We start from the raw sequence: 22,367 nt of genomic DNA, 5'->3' as shown, positions 1-22,367 counted from the left end.
TGGGTGTCGCCTGACCGACACCTGGAGCAGTATAGCCGACAAAAGTTAAACGTCACTAATTTAATTGTCCTCCCGCGCCGCGCCGCAGCGGCACGTCGGACGGCGGTTTCATTAGTCGTTGACTTTAACGGTGCAGTCGTTGAATATGCGGTGCAATCGCCCTGATACGTAAAGAAAGGATCGAGGAACATGCCGACGGTACTGGTAATTGAGGACGAACGTGACCTGGCCGAACTGGTGGCCTTCCACCTGGAGAAGGAGGGGTACAGCTGCGTGCTCGCGGAGGACGGCAGCCTCGGGCTCGCCGAGGCGAGGCGCCTAAGGCCTGACCTGATCCTTCTGGATCTGATGCTCCCGGGGATGATGGGGACCGAGGTTTGCCGCATCCTGAAGGGGGCGGAGCAGACCTCCGGGATCCCGATCATCATGCTGACCGCCAAGGGGGAGGAGATCGACCGGGTGGTCGGCTTCGAGATGGGGGCGGACGATTACGTGGTGAAACCTTTCTCCACGCGCGAGCTGATGCTCCGGGTGCGTGCGGTGCTTAGGCGCAGCACGGAGCAGGGGGCAAAGAGCGCCAACATCTCGGTGGGGGGGCTTTTCATCGACACCGAAGGGCACCGGGTCGAGGTCGCCGGCGAGGAGGTGACCCTCACCTCAACGGAGTTCAAGCTCCTCATGAATCTTGCCGAGCGTATCGGCCGCGTGCAAAGCCGCGAGCTTTTGCTGCAAAACGTCTGGGGATACAGCTACGTCGGCGACACCCGCACCGTCGATACGCACATGACCCGCCTGCGCACGAAGCTAGGTAGCGCCGGGGAGATGATCAAGACGGTGCGCGGCTTTGGCTACAAGCTGGAGGAGGGATGAGAGGGGGCTTTCGCTGGAAGCTGATGGCATCCTACCTGGCGCTCGTTCTTTTCCTCGGGGCCGGGCTCTACGTCTACCTCTCCGAAAGCCTCGAGAGTTCGATGACCCAGGCGACCCGCGAGCATCTTAAGGACCAGGCGCGTGCGGCGTCGCTCATGGCTTTGAAGGAAATAAAGGACCTCGACCGCGACGCGCCCCCCTTGACCGCTTCGCTCTCCCGGGCGATCCGCTCCCGCGTCACCGTGATCGCGGCCGACGGCCGTGTCGCCGCGGATTCCGAGGTCGCCCCTGCGGGGTGGGGGAGCATGGAAAACCACGGGCACCGTCCCGAGGTGATGCAGGCGCTGAAGGACGGCATCGGCAGCTCGGTCCGTTACTCCGCCACCCTGCGCACCGACATGATCTACGTGGCCGCCTCCTTCGGAAAGGAAGGGGTCATCCGCCTCGCGCTGCCGCTTTCCGAGCTGGAGCTCGCCAAGGAGCGCCTCAGAAGAAGCCTCGGTGCAACCTTCGCCTGCGCCGTCCTCGCCTCGCTTCTCTTCTCCTACTTTCTTTCCAACATCAACTCGAGACGGCTGAGCCGGCTTGCTACCGCGGCCAACCGCATCGGGCGGGGCGAGTTCGGCACCCGCGTCGCGGTGCAGAGTAACGACGAGCTGGGCGAGCTCGCCCGCGTCATGAACGAGATGTCAGAGAAGATCGAGCGGCAGCTCGAGGAGCTCTCCTCGGAAAAGGGGCGCCTGGACGCCATCCTCGAGGGGATGGGCGAGGGGGTGATGGTGACCGACCGCGACGCGGTGGTGACCCTCGTGAACCCCTCCTTTTGCTCCATGTTCGGCACCGGGCTGCAGGTGCTCGGACGCCCCCTTCTGGAAATCAGCCGCCACCCAGACCTGCATGCGGCCTGCCGCGAGGTGCTCGCCCAAAGGCGTGAAGAGACCCAGGAGATCTCCTTGGCCGGCGGGACGGAGACGCTGGTGCACTGGGTGCCGCTCCTGCAGGATGGAGCGCTCATGGGTGCCGTGGCGGTCTTTCACGACATAAGCGCGCTGAAAAGGGTGGAGCGCATCCGGCGCGACTTCGTGGCGAACGTCTCCCACGAGTTGAGAACGCCGGTCACCGTGATCAAGGGGTACGCCGAGACGCTCCTCTCCGGCGCCCTGGCGCAGGACCCCGAGCGCGGCGAGCGTTTCCTGCAGATCATCCTGAACCACGCCGAGCGCCTCTCGAGCCTCGTGCGCGACCTCCTCGCCCTCTCGGAGCTAGAAAGCGGCGAGGTGGCGCTCAACCCGCAGCGGGTGCCGGTGAAGGAAGCGGTCGAGCGGGCGCTGTTACTCGTAGCACAACGGGGCGAGGAGAAGGGGATCACCCTCACCTGCCTGGATGGGACCGCGTCGCTGGTCGTCCTCGCGGACCGGGCGAGGCTAGAACAGGTGCTCATCAACCTTTTGGACAACGCCATCAAGTACAGCGAACGGGGTGGGACGGTGAGCGTGGACGCGGCAGTCGAGGGGAAGCTCGTCCGCATCCTCGTGCGCGACAGCGGCATCGGCATCCCGGAGCAGGATCTCCCCCGGCTCTTCGAGCGCTTCTACCGGGTGGATGCGGCGAGAAGCCGCGACAACGGCGGCACAGGCCTTGGCCTTTCCATCGTGAAGCACATCGTGCAGGCGCACGGCGGTACGTTGAGTGTGGAGAGCGAGCAGGGTAGGGGATCGGTCTTCAGTTTCACCCTGCCGGCGGTGTGAGAGCTGGGTTAGGGCGGTGTGAGCTGAAACGGGTCGGTCAGGGGGTGCCGCAGAAGTCGCAGAGGTAGCCGCGGATGCGGTCCAACTGGTCCGCATTCTGGCCCGGTTCCTCGCGGATCAACTCCATGAGAAGCGCGATGCACTCGCTCCCCTCGGCGTCGTGGTCCACGAACTTGAGGCCGAAGAGCCCGTTTTGCCCGTGCACCACCTCGGTCCAGATCTGCAGCGGGGAGCGGGGCACCGGGGTCGGGTCCATGTGGATACGCAAGAGGCAGCCGGTCCCGACGGCAAGGGAGGGGAGGGTGCCGCCAAGGTGGATCAGGGCACCGTTGAAGGAGATGTTTTCCAGGCAGCCTTCGTGGCGCTCACCGCGGTGGAGCAACTCCACCTTCCTGGACGATGGAGCCCTGTAGAACTGTCGCAACTCTGTCATTGGCAGCAAACCTCAGGCAACAGGATGACGGTGCTACTGTGAATCTTCGGAAAGATCAGGATGCTCTTTAGATAAATCGGGAACGCTGTCTTCGTCGGACTGTCAAACCTTCTTCCGGGGTGAGACCTTGGAGCAAGCAACAGGGATTATGCCACGGATTTTCCTGCTTTTGTAGTTATTAAATTGAAAGGCACTCTTTTTCGATCAGGGAAACCATGTAGGAATTATTCCTACAATAATTCTTGAATCTGGTTCGGCCATCTTGTATAAGTACCTTGGCCTGGCCGGAAACGTACAACAGCCTGCCCCGCCCCGCTCTTTACCCGCCTCACCCTCCGTGGCATCGTCCGCGGAGAACTCGAAACCGGATGATGTTCACATGCCGCTTAACCTAGAAGCAACTGTAGTCCGGAGTGACCGGTGATGGGAAACGCCGACCCAAGAGGAGGGCGTCGTCCGCGCTCCGTCCTTTTCCCTTTCGCCTTTCTGCTTTTAACCTTCGTACTCGTACGGCTGGACCTCATTCCCTTACCCATATTTTATTGCTACAGCGCCGTGAGCCTAACGACCTTTCTCGTCTACGCCGTCGACAAGCATGCGGCGCGCGGCAACCGGCGCAGGATCAGCGAGCGCACCCTGCACCTCGCTTCGCTCTTCGGGGGGTGGCCCGGCGCCGCGCTGGCGCAGCGGCTCTTGCACCACAAGTCGCAGAAGGCGCCCTTTTTGCGCCTGTACCGTGTCACCGTGCTGGTTAATTGCGCCTGCCTCGCGCTTTTAGGCGTCTTGTGGGGGACGTGGCGCCTTCCGTAGGTAAGGTGCCAGAGTTTTCCGTGCCGTAATGAAGTTGCCCACGTGGAGGGAGCATGCCGTTTTCACACCTGGATAACACCGAATACGGGATGTTCTCCTACCCGGCGGGTGGGGAGCACCGTTCCATGTACCAGGAGCTGGTCAGCGTGAACCGCACGCTGCAGCAGAAGGTCGAGGAGCTAAAGCGTGCGCAGAACCGTCTCATCGAGTACCGGAAGGCGTTCGAGTGCACCGGCGACATGATCTACGTCTTCGACCGCGACTACCGCTACCTGATGGCCAACCGGGCCTATCTGGAAGCGCGCGGCAGCGTTTTCTCAGAGGTGGTGGGAAGGACCCTCCCCGAGGTGATCGGCAGCGCCACCTTCGAGCGGATCAGGGCGCAGCTCGAGGTATGCCTGGCCGGAGGAGAGGTGAGCTACGAGGACACCTACCACTACCCGGACAAGGGGGTGCGCAACCTCCTGGTCACCATGTCACCGATCCGCGACGACGCCGGGCGCGTCGACCGGGCCGCCTGCCTGATCAAGGACGTCACGGAAAATAAGCTCCTCGAGGAGCAGTTGAGGCAATCCCAGAAGATGGAGGCGATCGGCACCCTGGCAGGCGGCATCGCCCACGACTTCAACAACATCCTCACCGTCATTGCCGGGTACGCTTCGCTGATCCAGTTAAACGGCGCGGGTAGCGAAGCCGCCTCCATGGCCGGGGAGATCATGATTTCGGCCGAGCGCGCCGCCGAGATGACCAGGAGCCTCCTCGCCTTCAGCCGTAAGCAGGAGGTGCATCTCGACGCCGTGGACTTGAACCTCGTGGTCGGCGACCTGCACAAGAGCCTCTCCCGGCTGATCACCGAGGAGATCGAGCTGGTGGTGCGTCTTTGCGAGGCGCCGATTTGCATCTGTGCCGACCGCAGGCAGGTGGAGCAGGTTCTCATCAACCTCGCGGTGAACGCCCGAGACGCCATGCCCGGCGGCGGGGTGCTGAGCATCACGACGGCGACGATGGAGCTTGGGGACGATGACCTGCCGCCCGGGAGTTACGCTGTGATCGTGGTCGCCGACAACGGGACCGGGATGGACAAGGAGGTGCAGGCGCGGGTCTTCGAACCCTTCTTCACCACCAAGGAAGTGGGGAAGGGGACTGGCCTCGGCCTCTCTTCGAGCTACGGCATCATCAGGAAGCACAACGGACTGATCCGGGTCAAAAGCGAGCCGGGCGCCGGCACCAGCTTCAGCATCTACCTCCCCCTTTGCGGTGTGCAAACGGAGCAGGGGACGGCGTCCGCCGCTTTTGTCAGGAGCACGGGGAGCGAGACCATCCTCCTCGTAGAGGACGACCGGACCGTCCGGGGGATGACGCAGATGCTCCTCGAGCAGCACGGCTACCGCGTGCTTGTGGCGAGGGAGGGTGAGGAGGCGCTGCGCGTGTTCGAGAAGGAGTCGGGCACGGTAAGGCTTCTGCTTACCGACGTGATCATGCCGCGGTTAAACGGCAGGCTGCTAGGCGAGAAGGTAAGGCAGCTCGCACCGGGGCTGCCGGTCATCTTCATGAGCGGCTACCCCGCCGACGTCATGTCGCAGAGCGGGCTTGCCGGCAGCGGGACCTATCTCCCGAAACCGGTCAAACCGGCCGAACTGCTCGGGACCATCCGGGAGACCCTAAACGGCTCATCCTTTCCCGCCTCCGCCTGACCCCCTTCGGAAGAGATCTACTGCATGCGGCGCGCTTACTTTCCGGCCCGCCGCCGTCAGGAAATTCGAAAACCGGTCCCTTTTCATTACGCTCCGCGCGAGCTGTCATGCTGTCACAGCCGCCAAAAGTACTGAATCCCGCCGCCTTTACTCTGTCATAGGCCGAATCGCCTTCAAGTTTTTCTCTCACTGTTGCAACCTCAATAACAGAAGGTAAACTCATAACGTCTCAAGTTGCCGCTGTGACTACCGATAAAACTTTTTGGGTTAACTCCTGATTCACATCCCACCCAAAACAGAGGAAGCACAATGAACTTGAGAATGAAGGTTTACCTTACGGTAGTCATCGTCTTTGCCATTGCAACAACCGCCCTCGTGGCGGCCGCTTTCGTCAGTTCCGGCAACATCATGTCGCGCATGCTCGAGGACAAGATGGTCGTCCTCGCCAAGGACAACGCGGCTAACCTCAATATCTGGATCCAGGACAAACTCGCCGTGGTGGACGCCGGTGCGAAGGACCTGGCGCTTCATCACGGAAATCCCGCGTACGCGGCCAACGCAATCAAGACCCACAACGCCGCCGGCGGCTTCTCGAAGACGCACCCGGGCTTCGAGGACGGCAGCGTGATCTACTCGGACGACTGGAAGCCCCCCGCGGACTACGACCCGCGCAAGCGCCCCTGGTACGCCCAGGGGAAAACTGAGCAAAAAACCGGGGTGACCGACCCGTACATCGCGGCCTCCACCGGGAAGGCGATCATCACCTTCGTGAGCCCCATCCTCGATCAGGGTACCCCGGTCGGCGTCTACGGCTCCGACGTGAACCTCGACTTCGTCACCAAGACGGTGCTAGGTCTCAAGTTCGGCTCCTCCGGGTACGCCTTTTTGAGCGACGGCAAGGGGAAGATCCTCGCCCACCCTGATGCAGGGTTCGCGATGAAGAAAAAACTGCAGGAGCTCTCCCCCGACTTCGCCGGGATCGAGGGGCGCTTCTCCGGCGGTGAGACCGGGCAGTTGACCTACCGCTACCAGGGAACGCAGAGGATGATGTCGTACGCCCGCGTCCCCTCGACCGGGTGGTACCTCTGCGTCACCGCGGACCGAGACGAGGTCGCGGCCCCGGTGCGCCGCCAGTTTATTGTCCTTGCCATGATCGGTGCTGCCTTTCTGGTGGCCGGCCTTCTCGTGGTGGTCCTCGTGCTGAAAAGACTGCTCGCCCCGCTGGGCCTTTTGTGCGAGCGCGTGGCTGAGCTTGCCGACGGGGAAGGGGACCTGACCCGCACCATCGAGGTGGGAAGCCGCAGCGACGAGATCGGCGAGCTGGCGGGCAGGCTGAACCGGTTCATCGGCAGCATGCGCGCCATCATCCTCGAGATCGCCGCTTCGGCCCACCGGCTTTCGGGGGGTGTTGAGCGTCTGAACGCCACTGCCGGTTCCATCTCCGGCGCCGCCGAGGCGGCCGCGGCTCAGACCGTCGGGGTCGCCACGGCGGCCGAGGAGATGGCTGCAACCGCGAGCGACATAGCACGCAACTGCCACCTTGCCGCGCAAAGCTCCAAGGTGGCCACCGTGACCGCCCAGGAGGGATTCACGGTGCTCACCGCGACGCTTGCCGGGATCAGGGAGCGCGGCGAACTGACCCGGAACAACGCCGGGGCGATTTCGTCCCTCGGGCAGAGAAGCGAACAGATCGGCGCCATCGTCGCCACCATCGAGGACATCGCGGACCAGACGAACCTCCTCGCCTTGAACGCTGCCATCGAGGCGGCCCGGGCGGGAGAGCAGGGACGCGGCTTCGCCGTCGTCGCCGACGAGGTGCGGGCGCTCGCCGAGCGGACCACGCGCGCCACCAAGGAGATCGGCGAGATGATCCGGACCATGCAGGCGGAGACCCGCGAGGCGATCTCGTCGATGGAGCAGGGTGTGCAGCAGACCGAGCGCGGGGTCGATGAGGCCGCACGGCTCGAAGAGGCGCTGCACCACATCCTGGGGCAGGTGGATGAAGTCACCGCCCAGGTGAACCAGATCGCCACGGCTGCCGAAGAGCAGACCGCGACCACCGGCGAGATTTCCTCTAGCATCCACCTCGTGACCACCGTGGTGCAGCAGACTGCCCACGGGGCGCACGAGAGCGCCGGGACCGCAGGCGAGCTGACCGAGGTCGCCCATGGCCTTGAGCGCATAGTGGGAAGGTTCAAGCTGTAAGGAAAATCCGGCAAAAATTGACTTTGGTCAAATATTTTCCCGACCAATTCGTGCATGAATACCTGCGCTTTCGTCTGGAGGCGCTGCAATGAGGTGTCTAGAGGGATCACTCCCCATAAACCCTGAAAAAGGAGGAAACATGCTCAAGAAGAATCTGGCTGTGACGGCGGCAGTAGCAGGAGCCATCGCGCTTCTGTCCATCCCCGCCCTGACCGTGGCTGCGAAGGGCAAGCCGGTGCAGGTCGCCAACGACGGCAGGGCCAAGTGCTACGACTGTCATGACGAGGTGAAGGCGCTCAAGGAGGGGAGCAAGCACGCGAAGCTCTCCTGCAAGGTCTGTCATGACAAGCTCGACGCCCACATGAGCGACCCGGAAAAGAACAAGCCGGTCACGCTCATCGACGCCGCGCTCTGCGGCAAGTGCCACAAGAGTCAGTACGACAGCTTCTTCGAGGTGAACTACGAGGCTCCGGCGCGTAAGGAGAAGGGCACCCCCACCGGCCGCTCGCCGATGCAGGACAAGCTTCTCGCCGGGCACGGTTTCACCATCGAGCATGACGAGCCGCGCGGCCACGCCTTCATGGTTATCGACCAGTTCGCCGTGGACCGCTTCCAGGGGGGGCGCTTCCAGTTCAAGGAGGGGTGGAAAGGGGTCACCTCGACCGGCAAGACCTGGGACGTGTTGACCGACACCGGGAAGAAGCTCCCGGAAACCGCCATGGCGGGTAACGCCACCTGCATCCAGTGCAAGACCTCGGATCACCTCCTCAAGTGGAAGTTCATGGGAGACAAGGACCCGCGCGCCAAGTGGGACCGCAGCTCCAACGTCGTCGACGTGGCCAAGGACACCAACAACCCGCTCGGCTGCGTGCACTGCCACGACCCGCACGGCACCCAGCCGCGCGTGGTGCGCGATGCCCTGATTCAGGCCATAGAGAAGGACCCTAAGGGTAACATCTTCGCGAAAAACGGCGCCACCGACCTGAAGGTGATCGACTTCCGCGGCTTCAGAAAGATCGGCGTGATGCAGAAAACCGACTCCAGGATGATGTGTGCGCAGTGCCACGTCGAGTACAACTGCAACGCGGGCACCCAGTGGAGCGACGGCAAGCCGGTCAAGTACGACGACATCCGCACCAACCACTTCCCGCTGAAGAACTCGCTGCAGTTGTTAAAGCACTACCAGGAGCTGAACTTCTTCGACTTCAAGCACGCCATCACCGGCGCGCGCCTGATCAAGTTCCAGCACCCCGAGTCGGAGACCTACGCGGGGAGCGTGCACGACAAGGCGGGTGTTCAGTGCCACCAGTGCCACATGCCCAAACATAAGGGCAAGGACGGCAAGATGTTCTCCACCCACGGTGTCATCCGTCCGAAGAACCACGTGAAGGAGGCATGCCTTGGCTGCCACCCGAAGGACAGCGTGGCGAAGAAGGCTTACGAGATCGATGCGGTGCAGAACTACGTGAAGGGCAAGATGCGCAAGGCCGAGTACTGGCTCGGTCAGCTGATCGACACCTACGCCGCGGCGCAGAGGATGGGGGTCTCCCCGGCGGTGCTCGACGAGGCGCGCGCAAAGCATGAGGAAGCGCACGTCCTTTGGGAATACTGGACCGCGGAGAACTCCGACGGCTTCCACAATCCCGACCTCGCCCGTGAGTCGCTCACCGGTTCCATCGCCGCCTCGAAGGCCGGCGTGAAGATCCTGAACGACGCCATGACCGTGGCGAAGAAGGACGAGCCGAAGAAGTAACCGAAGCTCGGTAGCTCAGACACGAAAAAGCCCCGTCTCCCTTGTGGAGGCGGGGCTTTTTTAGTCACTGTGGCCACGAAGCGTAACCGGTGCCCACGCGCTCCCCCCTTTGCGAAGGTTCTTCAGGAAATTCCGGGGAAGCAGGTATGTGTTGCCTCGAAGCAGTAAGCTGGCCAAACGTTCCCCCCTTTGCGAAGGGGGGGCAGGGGGGATTTAGCCTTGCCATTACACGCAAGCACCAACTGAGGAGTTTATTGCACACACTGCGGGATCAAACGCCAGATGCCTCCAACTTTGGTGATTGCAACAATTTTCAACCGGCGATACAGGGAACAGAGGCAAATCCCCCCCCTCCCCCTTCGCAAAGGGGGGAGCTCTAAGGGCACCGTTCTCAGCAAGAGAGGATACGGGTTATCTGAAAGGCGTCTTCCCCGGAATTTCCTGAAGACCTTTGCCAAGGGGGACGTAAGAGGCGCCTGCGTCGATTGTCACGCGTCGAGCGCCTCGCGCACCCGGCGGGCGAGCTCGGTCGCCTTGAACGGCTTGCCGATGAAGCGGACGTCGTCATCCATGACGCCGTGATGCCCGATGACGTCCGCCGTGTAACCGGACATGTAAAGGCACTTGATGCCGGGGCGCCGGGCGGCGAGCTCGCGCGCCAGGTCGCGCCCGTTCATCTGCTTCATGATCACGTCGGTCAAAAGCAGGTGAATCTCGCCTCCCCATTGCGCCGCCGCGGTAAGTGCCTCGACAGGCGAGTGCGTCGCCAGCACCCGGTACCCCTTCTGCTCGAGCAGATCCCGCGCCATGCCGAGGATGCTCGGCTCGTCCTCAACGAGGAGGATGGTCTCCGCCCCTCCCGCGTCGTGCCTGGCAGCTGCGGCGTGGGAAGCCTTCGCCTCCTCGCGGCACTTTGGCAGGTAGATGGTGAAGCGCGTCCCCCGTCCGGCGCTGCTCTCGACCTCAATGAAGCCGCCGTTTTGCCTCGTGATGCCGTACACCGTCGAGAGCCCGAGCCCGGTCCCCTTTCCCAGCTCCTTCGTGGTGAAGAAGGGCTCGAAGATCTGCCTGAGCGTTTCCTGATCCATGCCGCAGCCGTTGTCGCGCACGGCAAGGTACACGTAGTCGCCGGGGAGGATATCCCGGTCGCCTCTTCCCGCGCCGACGGTCTCGGTCCCCGTTTCGATCCTGATCTCACCGTAGTCGGCGATGGCGTCGCGCGCGTTGATGCACAGGTTGGCTATGATCTGGTCCGCCTGGGTGGGGTCTATCTTAACGCGGCACGGCTCCTCGGACTCGCGCCAGGTGAGGTGGATGTGTTCCCCGATGAGCCTTCTGAGCATCTTCATCATGTCCCGCACCGTCTCGTTCAGGTCGAGTACCCTCGGGGTGACCGGCTGCTGGCGCGCGAAGGCGAGGAGCTGATGGGTGAGGCCGGCGGAGCGCTCGGCCGCCCGGGCGATCTGCTGCAGCATGGGGTAAAGCGGGTCCGACGCGTCGAGCGACTCGAGCCCCATGTCGGCGTAGGCCATGATGACGGTGAGCTGGTTGTTGAAGTCATGGGCCACCCCGCCGGCGAGCCTCCCCACCGATTCCATCTTCTGCGCCTGCTGCAGCCGCCCTTCCAGTTCCGCCTTCGCCGCTTCGGCGAGCTTCAGCTCGGTCACGTCAGTTACAAGGACGAAGAAGCCGCGCGTCGCTCCGTCCACCACGTCCGGAATGTAGTGGGCCCAGGTGTGGCCGACGCGGCCGTCGGTTCTGGTGAGCGTCCTCTCGAAATGCTGCACCTCCCCGGCGAGGGCACGCAGCATGTAGGGCTCGTTCTTTTTGAAAAGCTCCTCCCCTAAGAGCTCGTGAATGGTCATGCCGATCATCTCTTCTGAGCTTCTTCCGAACCACTGCAGGTACGCCTGGTTGGCGAAACGGCAGCGCAGCTCCCGGTCCCAGTAGCCGACCATCCCGGGGATGTTGTCGGTGATGGCGCGCAGGAAGCGCTCACTCGCGGTGAGGGCATCCTCTTTTTGCTTCCGCTCGGTGACGTCGCGGGCCACATGCACGCACGAAGTGACGCGCCCGGCGTCGTCGCGGATGGGGGAGGCGGTCACGCTGAAGGTACGCTGCAGCCATTTTTCTTCGAATTCCGCCTGCTGCACCGTACCCGATGCCATGGCGAGCGCCCCGGGGCAGCCGGGTGGGAGCGTGTCGGAGCTGTGCATCACCTCGTAGCACTTCTTCCCAACCAGGTCGCGCGGGTGGACACCGAGGAGAGCGCCGGTGGCGCGGTTCACCCGCTTGATGCAGTGGTCCTCGCCGATGATGGTTATGAGGTCGGGGACGGCGTCGAAAGTCTGTTCCCAGTCTCGTTTCGCCCTCTCTACCACGGCGCAAAGCCGTTGCAATTCCTCGTGGTGTCCTGAGTTTTCCATAGTCTTCCTGTCTTTATGTGTGGGGCCGCACAGATACTGTTCGGCAGTAGTCTCTATTAATTTAAGCTGAAAAACGTCAAGCAGAAGGTTCTTGTTGTATTGGTTGAAAATAATGTTTTTGTGGTCAATAGGCATATACAGTTGTGACGCTGCTGGACCGATAGATGTGAGTATGGGAGTTACTGAAGCTGTCGTTACGTCTTGTAATATGGAGCATAAATGGCATTCACCTTCTTCATGCGAGACCAGCCGACCCTCGAGCACGCCGCCGACCACATGATTCCCTACGCCTCCGGGCGGAGCCGAATCAAGATCTGGGACGCGGGGTGTGCACTCGGTCAGGAGACCTACACCGTCGCCATGATCTTTGCCGAGAAGATGAACTCCTTCGGCTTCAAGAACCTGCGCATCGACGCTACCGACTACGACAGCGCCAACCACTTCGGCGACATCGTCACCGCCGCCACCTACCCCTACGAAGAACTGCAACGTACCCCGGTCAACCTGTTCAACAAGTACTTCGAACCTGCAGACGAGGCCGGCCGCTACCGGGTTGTGCCGCTGCTGCGCGACCGGGTGAACTTCCAGTACCATGATCTCCTCTCGCTGAAAGCGCCCGGAGGTGATTACTGCCTGGTCGTGTGCAAGAACGTGCTGCTCCATTTCCAGTACAGCGAGCGCATTGAGGTCTTCAGGATGTTTTACGAAGCCCTGGCACCCGGCGGGTATCTCGCCACGGAAAACACACAGAAGCTCCCCCCCGAGGTGTCCCACCTGTTCGAGCAGGTGGTCCCCGACGCCCAGTTGTTCAAGAAGATCGGAGGGTAAGTCTTGAAGATCGTTCCCCTGAAGAAGAGTCCCGCGACCTACAGTTGCTGCTCCTATCTGATCCTGGGGGGCTGGAACCGCATGGACGACGTCAATACGCTCGTCGATCCGGGGGCGGACGACTACATACTCGACGAGATACGGGCGATTTCGACGGGGTTCGGGAAACAGCCGGTCGAGCAGGTGATACTTACCCACAACCACTTCGACCACACGTCCGGGTTGCCTGCTGTCAGGTCGGCCTTTGGCTGCCGGGTGCTCGCCTACCGGCAGGGGCCAGGGGTTGACGAGGTGCTGCACGACCGGCAGTTCATACGGGCCGGTGACGATTTCCTGCAGGTGCTGCATACCCCCGGGCATTCCAGTGATTCCATCTGTCTGTACGCTCCCGCGGCGGAGGCCCTTTTCTCCGGCGATACGCCGGTGCGGGTGAGAGGCGAGGGGGGGAGCTACACGGAAGAATACCGCGCCGCCCTGCAGAGGCTGTGTGGGCTCAAGATAAGGAAGATATTTTCGGGGCATGACGAGCCGGTTCTTGATGGTGGGCTCGAGGTGCTCTTGAGGACGCTTGAGGTGGTGCAGAGATCGGAAACAGCCTGAGTTAATTGCAATTTCGAGCCGATACGGATTCGGTTAACGGTGTCTTGTCGGATAACGCACAGTCAAGGAGGTAGTCATGAAGTGGTTCTACGATTTGAAGCTGGGCACGAAACTGATGACGGGATTCATCACCATCGCCGTCATCGCTGGGTTGGTCGGGTATTTCGGCATCAGGGAGATTCACGGCATCGAGGCTGCCGACGCAAAGCTCTACGAAAGAATCACCATCCCCATAGCCCAGCTGCAGGACGTCTCCACTTCCTTCCAGCGCATCAGGGTCAACCTGAGGGACCTCCTCACCGCCAAGACGCCGCTGGAAGAGCAGGCGAAGATCGAGAGAATCAAAACGCTGCGCGGCGAACTGGACAAGGCGGCCGTGGACTTCGAGAAGACCATACTCACCGATGAGGGGCGCAAGCTCTTCCAGGAGTTCAAGCAGGCCCGTGCCGGGTATGATCCCATCATCGATCAGATCGTGCGGCTGGCCCAGACCGGCAGGGACGGCGAGGCCCGGATACTGATGGAGGGGGACGGCGCCAAGTTCTCCCGGATGGAGCAGGATTCCATCGACAAGCTGGTGGACGCCAAGCTGAAACAGGCGAAGCTTACCGCCGACGGCAACGCAGAAATGGCGAACACCGCCACCAAGATCATGCTGATCCTCATCGTGGTCGGTGTAGCGCTCGCAGTCGGCTTCGGACTTTTCATCACGAGAATCGTGCAACGTCAGCTCGGGGCCGACCCCAAAGAGGTGGGCGACGTTGCCAACCGCGTGGCGGTGGGGGACATGAGCGTCACCATCGACTTGAAGGACAAGCACGGCGACAGCGTGATGGTCGCCATGCAGAAGATGGTCGAGTCGATCAAAGCCCTCGTGGCGGACACGAACATGCTTTCCGATGCGGCCATCGCAGGGAAGCTCGCCACCCGCGCCGACGCATCCAGGCACCAGGGGGACTTCCAGAAGGTGGTGGCAGGCGTGAACGACACCCTTGACGCGGTGATCGGTCCCCTGAACGTGGCGGCGGAGTACGTGGACCGCATCTCCAAGGGGGACATCCCCCCGAGGATCACGGACAGCTACAACGGCGACTTCAACGAGATCAAGAACAACCTGAACGTCTGTATCGACGCGGTGCATGCGCTGGTGGCTGATGCCGATATGCTGAGCCAGGCCGCCGTCGCCGGCAAACTCGCCACCCGCGCCGATGCCTCGAAACACCAGGGAGACTTCAAAAGGATCGTCTCCGGCGTGAACGACACGTTGGACGCGGTGATCGGACCCCTGAACGTGGCGGCGGAGTACGTGGACCGCATCTCCAAGGGGGACATCCCCCCGAGGATCACTGACAGCTACAACGGCGACTTTAACGAAATCAAAAACAACCTCAACGTCTGCATAGACACCCTGGCCGCCCTGATCGCGGACATGAATAACATGTCGAAACAGCACGACCTGGGTGACATCGACGTTCAGATTGCTGCGGGCAACTACCAGGGGGTCTACCGCGACATGGCGACGGGCGTCAACAACATGGTGAGCGGTCACATCGCGGTGAAAAAGAAGGCGATGGCCTGCATAGCAGAGTTCGGGCGCGGCAACTTCGAAGCGGAACTCGAGAAGTTCCCGGGGAAGAAGGCCTTCATCAACGAGACCATCGAGCAGGTGCGGACGAACCTCAAGGCGCTCATCGCCGATGCGAACGTGCTCGTCGAGGCGGCCGTGGCCGGCAAACTGGCGACCCGCGCCGACGCCTCCAGGCATGAGGGTGATTTCCGCAAGATCGTGCAGGGGGTGAACGACACGTTGGACGCGGTGATCGGCCCCCTGAACGTGGCGGCGGAGTACGTGGATCGCATCTCCAAGGGGGACATCCCGCCGAGGATCACGGACAACTACAACGGGGACTTCAACGAGATCAAACTGAACCTCAACAACTGTATCGACATCATGAACAACCTCCTCACCGAGGCAGACAAGGTGACCCGGGCCGCGGCCGAAGGGAAACTGGACGAGCGCGCCAACGTTGAACTCTTCGTCGGAGGGTGGAAAGAACTGGTCGTCGGGGTGAACAACATCGTCACCAACATCGTAAACCCGCTCATGGTGACCGCGGACTACGTGGACAAGGTGGCCAAGGGGGTTATCCCGCCGCAGATCGTCACCGAGTACAAGGGTCAGTACAACATCATCAAGGACAACCTGAACGCCGTGGTGAAGATGATGAACGAGCTCCTGGAGCAGACCGACATCATCATCCAGGCGGCTGCGGACGGCGAACTGGACAAGCGTGCCGACGCAACGATTTTCGTCGGCGGCTGGAACAAGCTCGTGGTCGGCGTGAACGACACGGTGACCAACATCGTGAACCCGCTCATGGTGACCGCCGGTTACGTGGACCGCATCGCCAAAGGGGATATGCCACCCGCCATCACCGCGGAGTACAAGGGGCAGTACAACCTGATCAAGAACAACCTGAACATGCTGGTAGACGCCATCAACAAGATCACCGAGGCGGCCAAGGAGGTCTCCGTGGGTAACCTCATGGTGAGTCTCAGGGAGAGAAGCGACAACGACGAGTTGATCCGCGCCCTCTCCGCCATGGTGGGCAAGATCACCGAGGTGGTCACCGAGGTGAAGATGGCAGCGGACAACGTCGCCTCCGGCAGCGTGCAACTCTCGGCGAACGCGCAGTCCATGTCCGAGGGGGCTTCGCAACAGGCGGCGGCGGCCGAGGAGGCGTCCTCCTCCATGGAGGAGATGAGCGCCAACATAAAGCAGAACGCGGACAACGCCCAGCAGACCGAGAAGATCGCAGTGAAATCGGCTGAGGACGCCAAGGAGGGTGGCAAGGCGGTCTCCGAAACGGTGCAGGCGATGAAGGACATTGCGGGGAGGATCTCCATTATCGAGGAGATCGCGCGCCAGACCAACATGCTTGCCTTAAACGCCGCCATCGAGGCGGCCCGCGCCGGGGAGCACGGCAAAGGCTTCGCCGTTGTGGCAAGCGAGGTGAGAAAGCTCGCCGAGAGGAGCCAGGTGGCGGCGGGCGAGATCTCGGAGCTCTCCGTCTCCAGCGTCGAGGTGGCCGAGCGGGCGGGCGAGATGCTCTCCGCCATCCTCCCAGACATCCAGAAGACCGCCGAGCTCGTGCAGGAGATCAACGCCTCCAGCAAGGAGCAGGACACCGGCGCGCAACAGATCAACAAGGCGATCCAGCAGCTCGATCAGGTGATCCAACAGAATGCCTCGGCGAGCGAGGAGATGGCCTCCACTGCCGAAGAGCTCTCCTCGCAGTCCGCTCAGTTGCAGTCGACCATCGCCTTCTTCAGGGTGGACGGCGCGGCACGCCAGTTGCCGGCGGCACCAAAGCCGCTCACCAAGTCCGCCGGCAAGGCGGAGGTGAAGGGGATCAAGAAAAACGGACTGCAGACCAAAAAGGCGATGGGGCACGACCTCATCATGAGTGACATGGACGGTGACAGCGACTTCGAGAGGTTCTAGACGAAGGGGAGGGGGAGCGGCCCACGACGGTGCCGCTCCCCGGCAATCGCCGCCGGTCAAGGAGGATGCGAGCATGGGCTCTCAGCTCGTGAAAATCACCAAAAAGAAGGACCGCACTCTGGTAGCGGTGCAAGGTGCGATGACGGTGGCGAACGCGGCCGAACTGAAGGAGCGTTTCCTTGAGGCGTTCGCGCCTGGACGCGATGTAGAGCTTTCCTTGGCCGGGGTGACCGAGATCGATGCCACCGGCTTGCAGCTTTTGTGCAGTTGCCACCGTACCTCCGTGGAACGCGGTATGGGCTTTAAGATGAAACAGGAGAGCGAGTCGCTGGTCGAGGTGGCGCGGACCGCGGGGATGTACCGGCTCAAGGGGTGCGTAGTAGATGCCGAGGGAACCTGCATCTGGCTAGAGCCGAACGAGAGGGTGACCCGATGAGCGACGATTTTGCCCAGGCGTTCAAGGACGAGGCGCGGGAACTTCTTGCCGATCTCGAAGAGGCGCTGCTGGAGATGGAAGAGAACCCGGAGGACCTGGCCATCGTCGGCCGCGTCTTCAGGACCATGCACACCATCAAGGGGTCGGGTGCCATGTTCGGTTTTGACGACATCGCATCGTTCACCCACAACGTGGAGACGGTCTACGACCTGGTCAGGAACGGGGCGCTGGCGGTGAGCAGGGAACTCGTCGACCTGAGCCTCGCCGCGCGTGACCGCATCCTCGCTATGCTGGAGGCGTCGGAAAGCGGCGTTCCGGCCGACCCGGCGCTCAACGAGAAGGTTATCGCACGCTTTCGGGCCATGGTCCCCGCGCCGGTCGAGAGCCAGGACGCGGACCCGGTCGAGGAGGATGGGGCGGAAGACCCGCCGGAAGCGCTCGTCACCTACCGGATCCGTTTCAAGCCGGAGGCGGAGACCTTCTCAACCGGCGGCAACCCGCTTGCACTGCTGCGCGAGCTGCAGGAACTCGGGCCGTGCAACATCGTGGCCCATACCTGCAACATGGAGAGCCTGGACCGCCTGGAGCCGGAGCGTTGCTACCTCTTCTGGGACATCATCCTCACCACAGCTGCGGGGCGTAACGCCATCGAGGACGTCTTCATCTTCGTGGAGGACTCCTGCGAGCTGAACATAACGGTGATCGACGACGGCACCAGGCAGGAACAGGGGACTTACAAAAAACTGGGTGAGATCCTCATCGAGCGTGGTGACCTCACCCCCGGGCAGATGGACGAGCTGCTCGGGAGACAAAAGCGGATCGGGGAGCTGGCGCTCGAGGCGGGGCTTGTCGACGCGGCCGCGATCAACTCTGCCCTCATCGAGCAGCAGCACGTGAAAGAGGTGCGCCAGGAGCGCCAGTCCCAGGTCCAGTCCCAGGAGGCCACCTCGAGCATCCGGGTAAGCGCGGAGAAGCTCGACGTCCTGGTGAACCTGGTTGGCGAGCTGGTCACGGTGCAGGCACGTCTCTCCATGGTGGCCCAGGAACTTAAGAAGCACGCGGAGCTCGTCTCGGTGGCCGAGGAGGTGGAGCGGCTCACCAATGACCTGAGGGACAACGCGCTGGACATCAGGATGCTCCCCATAGGCGCCACCTTCTCGAAGTTCAAACGTCTGGTGCGCGATCTCTCCGGCGAACTTGGCAAGACGATCGAGATGACCACCGAGGGGGCCGACACCGAGCTGGACAAGACGGTGATCGAGAAGCTGAACGATCCGCTCGTGCACATCATCCGTAACAGCATCGACCACGGCGTGGAGACCCCGGCCGAGCGGGAGGCGAAGGGGAAGCCGAGGACCGGCAACATCCACCTCTCCGCGCTCCATTCCGGCGACAGCGTGCTCATCACCATCCGCGACGACGGCGCCGGACTGAACGTCGACGCGATCAGGGCGAAGGCGGTGGAGCGCAGGATCATCCCGGCGAACGCCGAGATGTCGGACCGGGAGATCTGGCAGCTCATCTTCGCCCCCGGCTTCTCTACGGCGAGTAAGGTCACCAGCGTCTCCGGACGCGGCGTCGGCATGGACGTAGTGAAACAGGCGATCGAGGGGCTGCGCGGCAGCATCGACGTGAAGAGCGAACCCGGACGCGGCACCTCGATCACCCTGAAGATCCCGCTCACCCTGGCCATCATCGAGAGCCTCCTGGTGCAGATCGGCAAGGACCGCTTCGTCATGCCGCTCTCCATGGTGGACGAGTGCATCCTCCTTACCGAAAAGGAGATGGAACAGAATCACGGCCGGGACATACTGCTCGTGCGCGAGAGAATCGTCCCCTACGTCCCGCTCAGGCAGATGTTCCGCATCGAGGGGAAGGCACCGTCGATCCAGCAGGTGGTGATCTGCCAACTGGAGGGAAAAAGGGTCGGCCTGGTCGTCGACTGGGTGATTGGCGAACACCAAACGGTGATTAAGTCGCTGGGGCGCATGTACCAGCAGGTGGTGGGGATGTCCGGGGCGACCATCCTGGGCGACGGCTCCGTCGCGCTTATCCTCGACGTCCCCGCCATCATGAAGGCTGCGGAAGAGGCGGGGTGAAATCTAGCCGTTCGGGAAAGCGAGCGTGTTTCTTCGAGAATTCCGGAAGACGCCTCACGGTCCCCCCTCCCCTTGCGGGAGGGGGCAAGGGGGTGGGGGAAGATGACGTTACGGTCAGTGGAAGCTCCAAACGAGAAACGGGCGCCTTCAGCAGAAGACGCCCGTTCTTTTTCGGAACCGGAGTGGTGTCCTATTTCTGGTTTATCGCGCCTAGGCGCCAGGGGTTGTTACCGACCGGCCGCGTGAAGGTCCAGTACTCCTCGAACTTCACCGGCTCGGTCTTGCTCCCGGTCACCACGGTGCCGTTTTCGTCGGTCGTGTAGTCGAGGAGGTTCGCGTAGATGAGGGCGGTGATGTAATCCTGGCCCGCCTCCTGCCACACCTCGGCCAGCTCCACGCTGCGCACCGCGATGTTTTCCAGCCGGTTCACGCGCCCTTCGCGCAACAGCCGCTCGATGTCCTCCTTGAAGACCCCCTGCATCTCAGGCGTCAAAAGCGGGGAGAGCGCCTGCTGGTCACGGTTCATCCAGCCACCCTGGATCCTGAAGAAGTTGTCCATGACGAGGTCCTTGAAACGGTTCTCGTCAAAGCCCGCGTCCATCTGGCGCAGATGGGAGAGACCGGTCTGCACGTCGTCACGTGCCGGCTCCTCGACATGGTACGAGGCCGGGATGGCCTGCCCCCCGTACCCTTGCTGGCGATCGTACCCGTAACCGCCCGGCACGCTGGCAAGCGGCGTTTCGCTGCGGCGCCTTTTCACCATGCGGAAGATGAGGTAGGCGATACCCGCCAAAAGCACGATTTCGAAGAGGCCGATCCCGCCGCCGCCGAAACCCATGCCGCCTGCCCCGGCCATCCCCCTGAAGAGCATGCCGCCTAAAAGGCCGCCGGCGATGCCGCCCGCCATGCTGCGCAGAAAGCCTCCGCCCGCGGAAGGCTGCTGCATTCCGCCGGGCATCGGGGAGGGGGAGTACTGCTGCTGGGAAGGGGCGGACTGCCGGTACGAGGAAGCGGGCGCGGAATAGCTGCGGGTACCGCGGCTTCCCATGGAGCGCCCGCCGCCGGCGCGGGCATGGGCGCTGGTCTCCAGCACCGTCGCGCTCAGCATGAGGACTGCGGCGAATACTGCGAAGGCTTTGGCGAATTGTCGTTTCATCTGGTGTTGTCTCCTTGGTGGTTGTTTCAGAAAGTTCAGTTCTAGTTCCCGGCGAGCACCAGGGACGGGCGCGATCCCTTGTTCGTCGTGCCGGAGCGCCCGCGTCCCTTGGCGAGCCAGAAACCTATCGCCTCGCGCACGAGGTCGGACACGTTCAGGGACGTGGCCCTGGTAAGTCGCTCCAACAGCCGTTTCTCCTGATCGCTCACCCTGAGCGATACCACGTTTTTCAGGACCGGTGTACCCTTTTTCTGGATCTCCTTCTTCTTTCTCATCGTTTTTCTTTTTGCTACCGTCGCGTATTGTTGTTTTTGTTCGAGGTGCATTTTTTTCACTCCTTACGGGTATTTGCCCGTTTCAAGAGGCGCCGCTACAGCACCGCTGCGCCGGTTCATGGTAAAAAAAAAGACCTTTACCCATGGCGAATGACTCGCTACAGGTAAAGGTCTTGCTGTTTTCTTAAAAGATTATCCTCGGGTCCGGGTGTTGCCACCGTCTTGACGAACCAGAGGTCGGCCATTTCTCCGGCCGATAGCTACTCCCCTTTACAGGTTGTGATAATAATAACGCCCCGCTTCCGTGTCAACCCATTTCTTCAAATTTCGTAAACGCGGTAGTGGCATTTGTGCGCCTTAATCTTTCCCTCTTTTGCTATACAATTGTCCCGGGCGCGAGCCCGTGCATCCAGACCACACTGCCTCACAGGGAGCTGGACATGACCCGAGCCGCCACCAGCGTGATGCGCTACGCGCGATTCTTCACCCTCGCCGGGGTCAGGAAGGTCCTCGATTACGGCGCGGGGCTTCTGCGCAACTCCATTTACCTCGCGGAGCAGGGGTTCCAGGTTTATGCCGCGGACCTCCCGGAACAGATCAAGGCGCTTTCTCTGCATCCCGGGTCGTCCAGGCTCGCGGGGCTTCTGTCCGTCAGAGACCTGCCGCAGACGGAACTTGGGGTGGATCTGGTGCTCTCGACCTACGTCTTCAACATCATTGCGACCCGAGAGAAGAGGGGACAGTACCTGGAAAACGTGGTGCTCAACCTGAAACCTGGCGGGTTTTTCCTCATCGAGGTGAACAGAAGTAGCGACGAGACGCCCTGCACGTCCGTGCTGCGCCATTACCCCGAATGCGATGGCCGAAGGAAAAGCTACTGCAGCGACGACCTTGACCGGTTGCTCGTTCCTCTCAATTTCCGCAGGATCTGTCATTACTACAGCAGTCATGCCCTTGCCGCAGTATATCGACACGGATGATCACATAAACTTGGAGCGTGTAACGGCTATTTAGCTGCGCACCATGAGGAAATTTTGTCATTGCAAAGTGGAAATTGCTTTAGAAACATGCTAAATGAATGTGGTAGCTGATCATCAAGCGGGGGTGTGCATGGCTTTAAAGGACGTCAGGATACTTATCGTGGACGACGAGCTTTTTTTCCGTCAGGTGCTGCGCGCCGTGCTGGAGCAGATCGGCTTCACCGTGGTCGGAGAAGCGGCGACCGGTGACGAGGCGCTGCAGCAGTACAAAGCCCTGCGGCCGCACATCGTGATCATGGACATCTACATGCCAGACAAAAACGGTATCGATGCCACCAAGGAGCTGGTCGCCATAGATCCCAACGCCCGTGTGCTCGTCGCCAGCGCCTCTGACTTCGACAGCGATATCCAGGCCGCCCTGGACGCGGGAGCGAAGGGGAACCTGATGAAGCCCTTCGTCCCCAAGGAGATCTACGAAACGATCCGCAAGGTGCTCACCGGAAAGTAGATGGTGTGCGGAAGGGCCATGGGAGCGGCACCGCGAAAACC

At 61.9% G+C, this 22,367-nt stretch carries 17 protein-coding genes; 13 read left to right on the top strand and 4 right to left on the bottom strand.

The window, feature by feature from the left end:
* Positions 1–189: 189 nt before the first annotated feature.
* Together E8K79_RS05925 and pnpS are read left to right on the top strand one after the other, a co-directional pair.
* Positions 190–870 (top strand): response regulator, encoded by a 681-nt coding sequence (locus tag E8K79_RS05925; protein ID WP_136513887.1) that lies wholly within the window; start codon positions 190–192, stop codon positions 868–870.
* The gene (gene pnpS, locus E8K79_RS05920; RefSeq protein ID WP_136513886.1) at positions 867–2,618 is read left to right on the top strand and encodes a two-component system histidine kinase PnpS; all 1,752 of its coding nucleotides are present in this window, start codon (positions 867–869) and stop codon (positions 2,616–2,618) included. The genes E8K79_RS05925 and pnpS overlap by 4 nt, the downstream gene beginning before the upstream one ends.
* Positions 2,619–2,655: 37 nt before the next feature.
* Here pnpS and E8K79_RS05915 read toward each other — a convergent pair whose 3' ends face one another.
* Positions 2,656–3,051: a PilZ domain-containing protein gene (locus tag E8K79_RS05915; protein ID WP_136513885.1), complete on the bottom strand. Its 396-nt coding sequence runs from the start codon at positions 3,049–3,051 to the stop codon at positions 2,656–2,658.
* A gap of 555 nt (positions 3,052–3,606) precedes the next feature.
* Here E8K79_RS05915 and E8K79_RS05910 point away from each other — a divergent pair.
* From E8K79_RS05910 to E8K79_RS05895, 4 genes are all read left to right on the top strand, one after another.
* Entirely contained in the window at positions 3,607–3,861 is a 255-nt protein-coding gene (locus E8K79_RS05910; RefSeq protein ID WP_246043733.1) for a DUF1294 domain-containing protein, read from the top strand.
* Between the two features lie 53 nt (positions 3,862–3,914).
* Positions 3,915–5,555: an ATP-binding protein gene (locus E8K79_RS05905; protein ID WP_136513883.1), complete on the top strand. Its 1,641-nt coding sequence runs from the start codon at positions 3,915–3,917 to the stop codon at positions 5,553–5,555.
* A gap of 309 nt (positions 5,556–5,864) precedes the next feature.
* Positions 5,865–7,760 (top strand): methyl-accepting chemotaxis protein, encoded by a 1,896-nt coding sequence (locus tag E8K79_RS05900; RefSeq protein WP_136513882.1) that lies wholly within the window; start codon positions 5,865–5,867, stop codon positions 7,758–7,760.
* Positions 7,761–7,899: 139 nt separating this feature from the next.
* Entirely contained in the window at positions 7,900–9,513 is a 1,614-nt protein-coding gene (locus E8K79_RS05895) for an ammonia-forming cytochrome c nitrite reductase subunit c552 (RefSeq protein ID WP_136513881.1), read from the top strand.
* Between the two features lie 488 nt (positions 9,514–10,001).
* Here E8K79_RS05895 and E8K79_RS05890 read toward each other — a convergent pair whose 3' ends face one another.
* A complete protein-coding gene (locus tag E8K79_RS05890; protein ID WP_136513880.1) occupies positions 10,002–11,939 on the bottom strand; it encodes a hybrid sensor histidine kinase/response regulator in 1,938 nt (645 codons plus the stop codon).
* Between the two features lie 219 nt (positions 11,940–12,158).
* Here E8K79_RS05890 and E8K79_RS05885 point away from each other — a divergent pair, with 219 nt between their 5' ends.
* The 5 genes from E8K79_RS05885 to E8K79_RS05865 all read left to right on the top strand — a co-directional run bounded on the left by E8K79_RS05885 (position 12,159) and on the right by E8K79_RS05865 (position 19,407).
* Entirely contained in the window at positions 12,159–12,767 is a 609-nt protein-coding gene (locus E8K79_RS05885) for a CheR family methyltransferase (RefSeq protein ID WP_136513879.1), read from the top strand.
* 3 nt (positions 12,768–12,770) lie between these two features.
* The gene (locus tag E8K79_RS05880) at positions 12,771–13,367 is read left to right on the top strand and encodes an MBL fold metallo-hydrolase (protein WP_136513878.1); all 597 of its coding nucleotides are present in this window, start codon (positions 12,771–12,773) and stop codon (positions 13,365–13,367) included.
* Positions 13,368–13,443: 76 nt separating this feature from the next.
* A complete protein-coding gene (locus E8K79_RS05875; protein WP_136513877.1) occupies positions 13,444–16,872 on the top strand; it encodes an MCP four helix bundle domain-containing protein in 3,429 nt (1,142 codons plus the stop codon).
* Positions 16,873–16,945: 73 nt separating this feature from the next.
* Entirely contained in the window at positions 16,946–17,308 is a 363-nt protein-coding gene (locus E8K79_RS05870; RefSeq protein WP_136513876.1) for an STAS domain-containing protein, read from the top strand.
* The gene (locus tag E8K79_RS05865) at positions 17,305–19,407 is read left to right on the top strand and encodes a chemotaxis protein CheA (RefSeq protein WP_136513875.1); all 2,103 of its coding nucleotides are present in this window, start codon (positions 17,305–17,307) and stop codon (positions 19,405–19,407) included. Before E8K79_RS05870 ends, E8K79_RS05865 begins: the two co-directional genes overlap by 4 nt.
* 190 nt (positions 19,408–19,597) lie before the next feature.
* Here E8K79_RS05865 and E8K79_RS05860 read toward each other — a convergent pair whose 3' ends face one another.
* Positions 19,598–20,563, bottom strand: coding sequence for a Tim44 domain-containing protein (locus tag E8K79_RS05860; protein WP_136513874.1), 966 nt, complete (start codon positions 20,561–20,563; stop codon positions 19,598–19,600).
* A gap of 41 nt (positions 20,564–20,604) precedes the next feature.
* Positions 20,605–20,838: a ribbon-helix-helix protein, CopG family gene (locus E8K79_RS05855; RefSeq protein ID WP_246043732.1), complete on the bottom strand. Its 234-nt coding sequence runs from the start codon at positions 20,836–20,838 to the stop codon at positions 20,605–20,607.
* A 440-nt stretch (positions 20,839–21,278) separates the two neighbouring features.
* Between E8K79_RS05855 and E8K79_RS05850 the strand changes: the two genes are divergently transcribed.
* Together E8K79_RS05850 and E8K79_RS05845 are read left to right on the top strand one after the other, a co-directional pair.
* Positions 21,279–21,818 (top strand): class I SAM-dependent methyltransferase, encoded by a 540-nt coding sequence (locus tag E8K79_RS05850; protein ID WP_136513872.1) that lies wholly within the window; start codon positions 21,279–21,281, stop codon positions 21,816–21,818.
* A 130-nt stretch (positions 21,819–21,948) separates the two neighbouring features.
* Positions 21,949–22,326 carry a response regulator gene (locus E8K79_RS05845; protein ID WP_135871098.1) on the top strand — a complete coding sequence of 126 codons (378 nt, stop codon included), beginning with the start codon at positions 21,949–21,951 and terminating at the stop codon, positions 22,324–22,326.
* Positions 22,327–22,367 lie beyond the last annotated feature (41 nt).

The sequence above is a fragment of the Geomonas edaphica genome (assembly GCF_004917075.1).
In the GTDB taxonomy this organism is placed as follows: domain Bacteria; phylum Desulfobacterota; class Desulfuromonadia; order Geobacterales; family Geobacteraceae; genus Geomonas; species Geomonas edaphica.
Note: the sequence above shows the minus strand (reverse complement) of the source record. Positions and strands in the feature narration are given on the sequence as shown.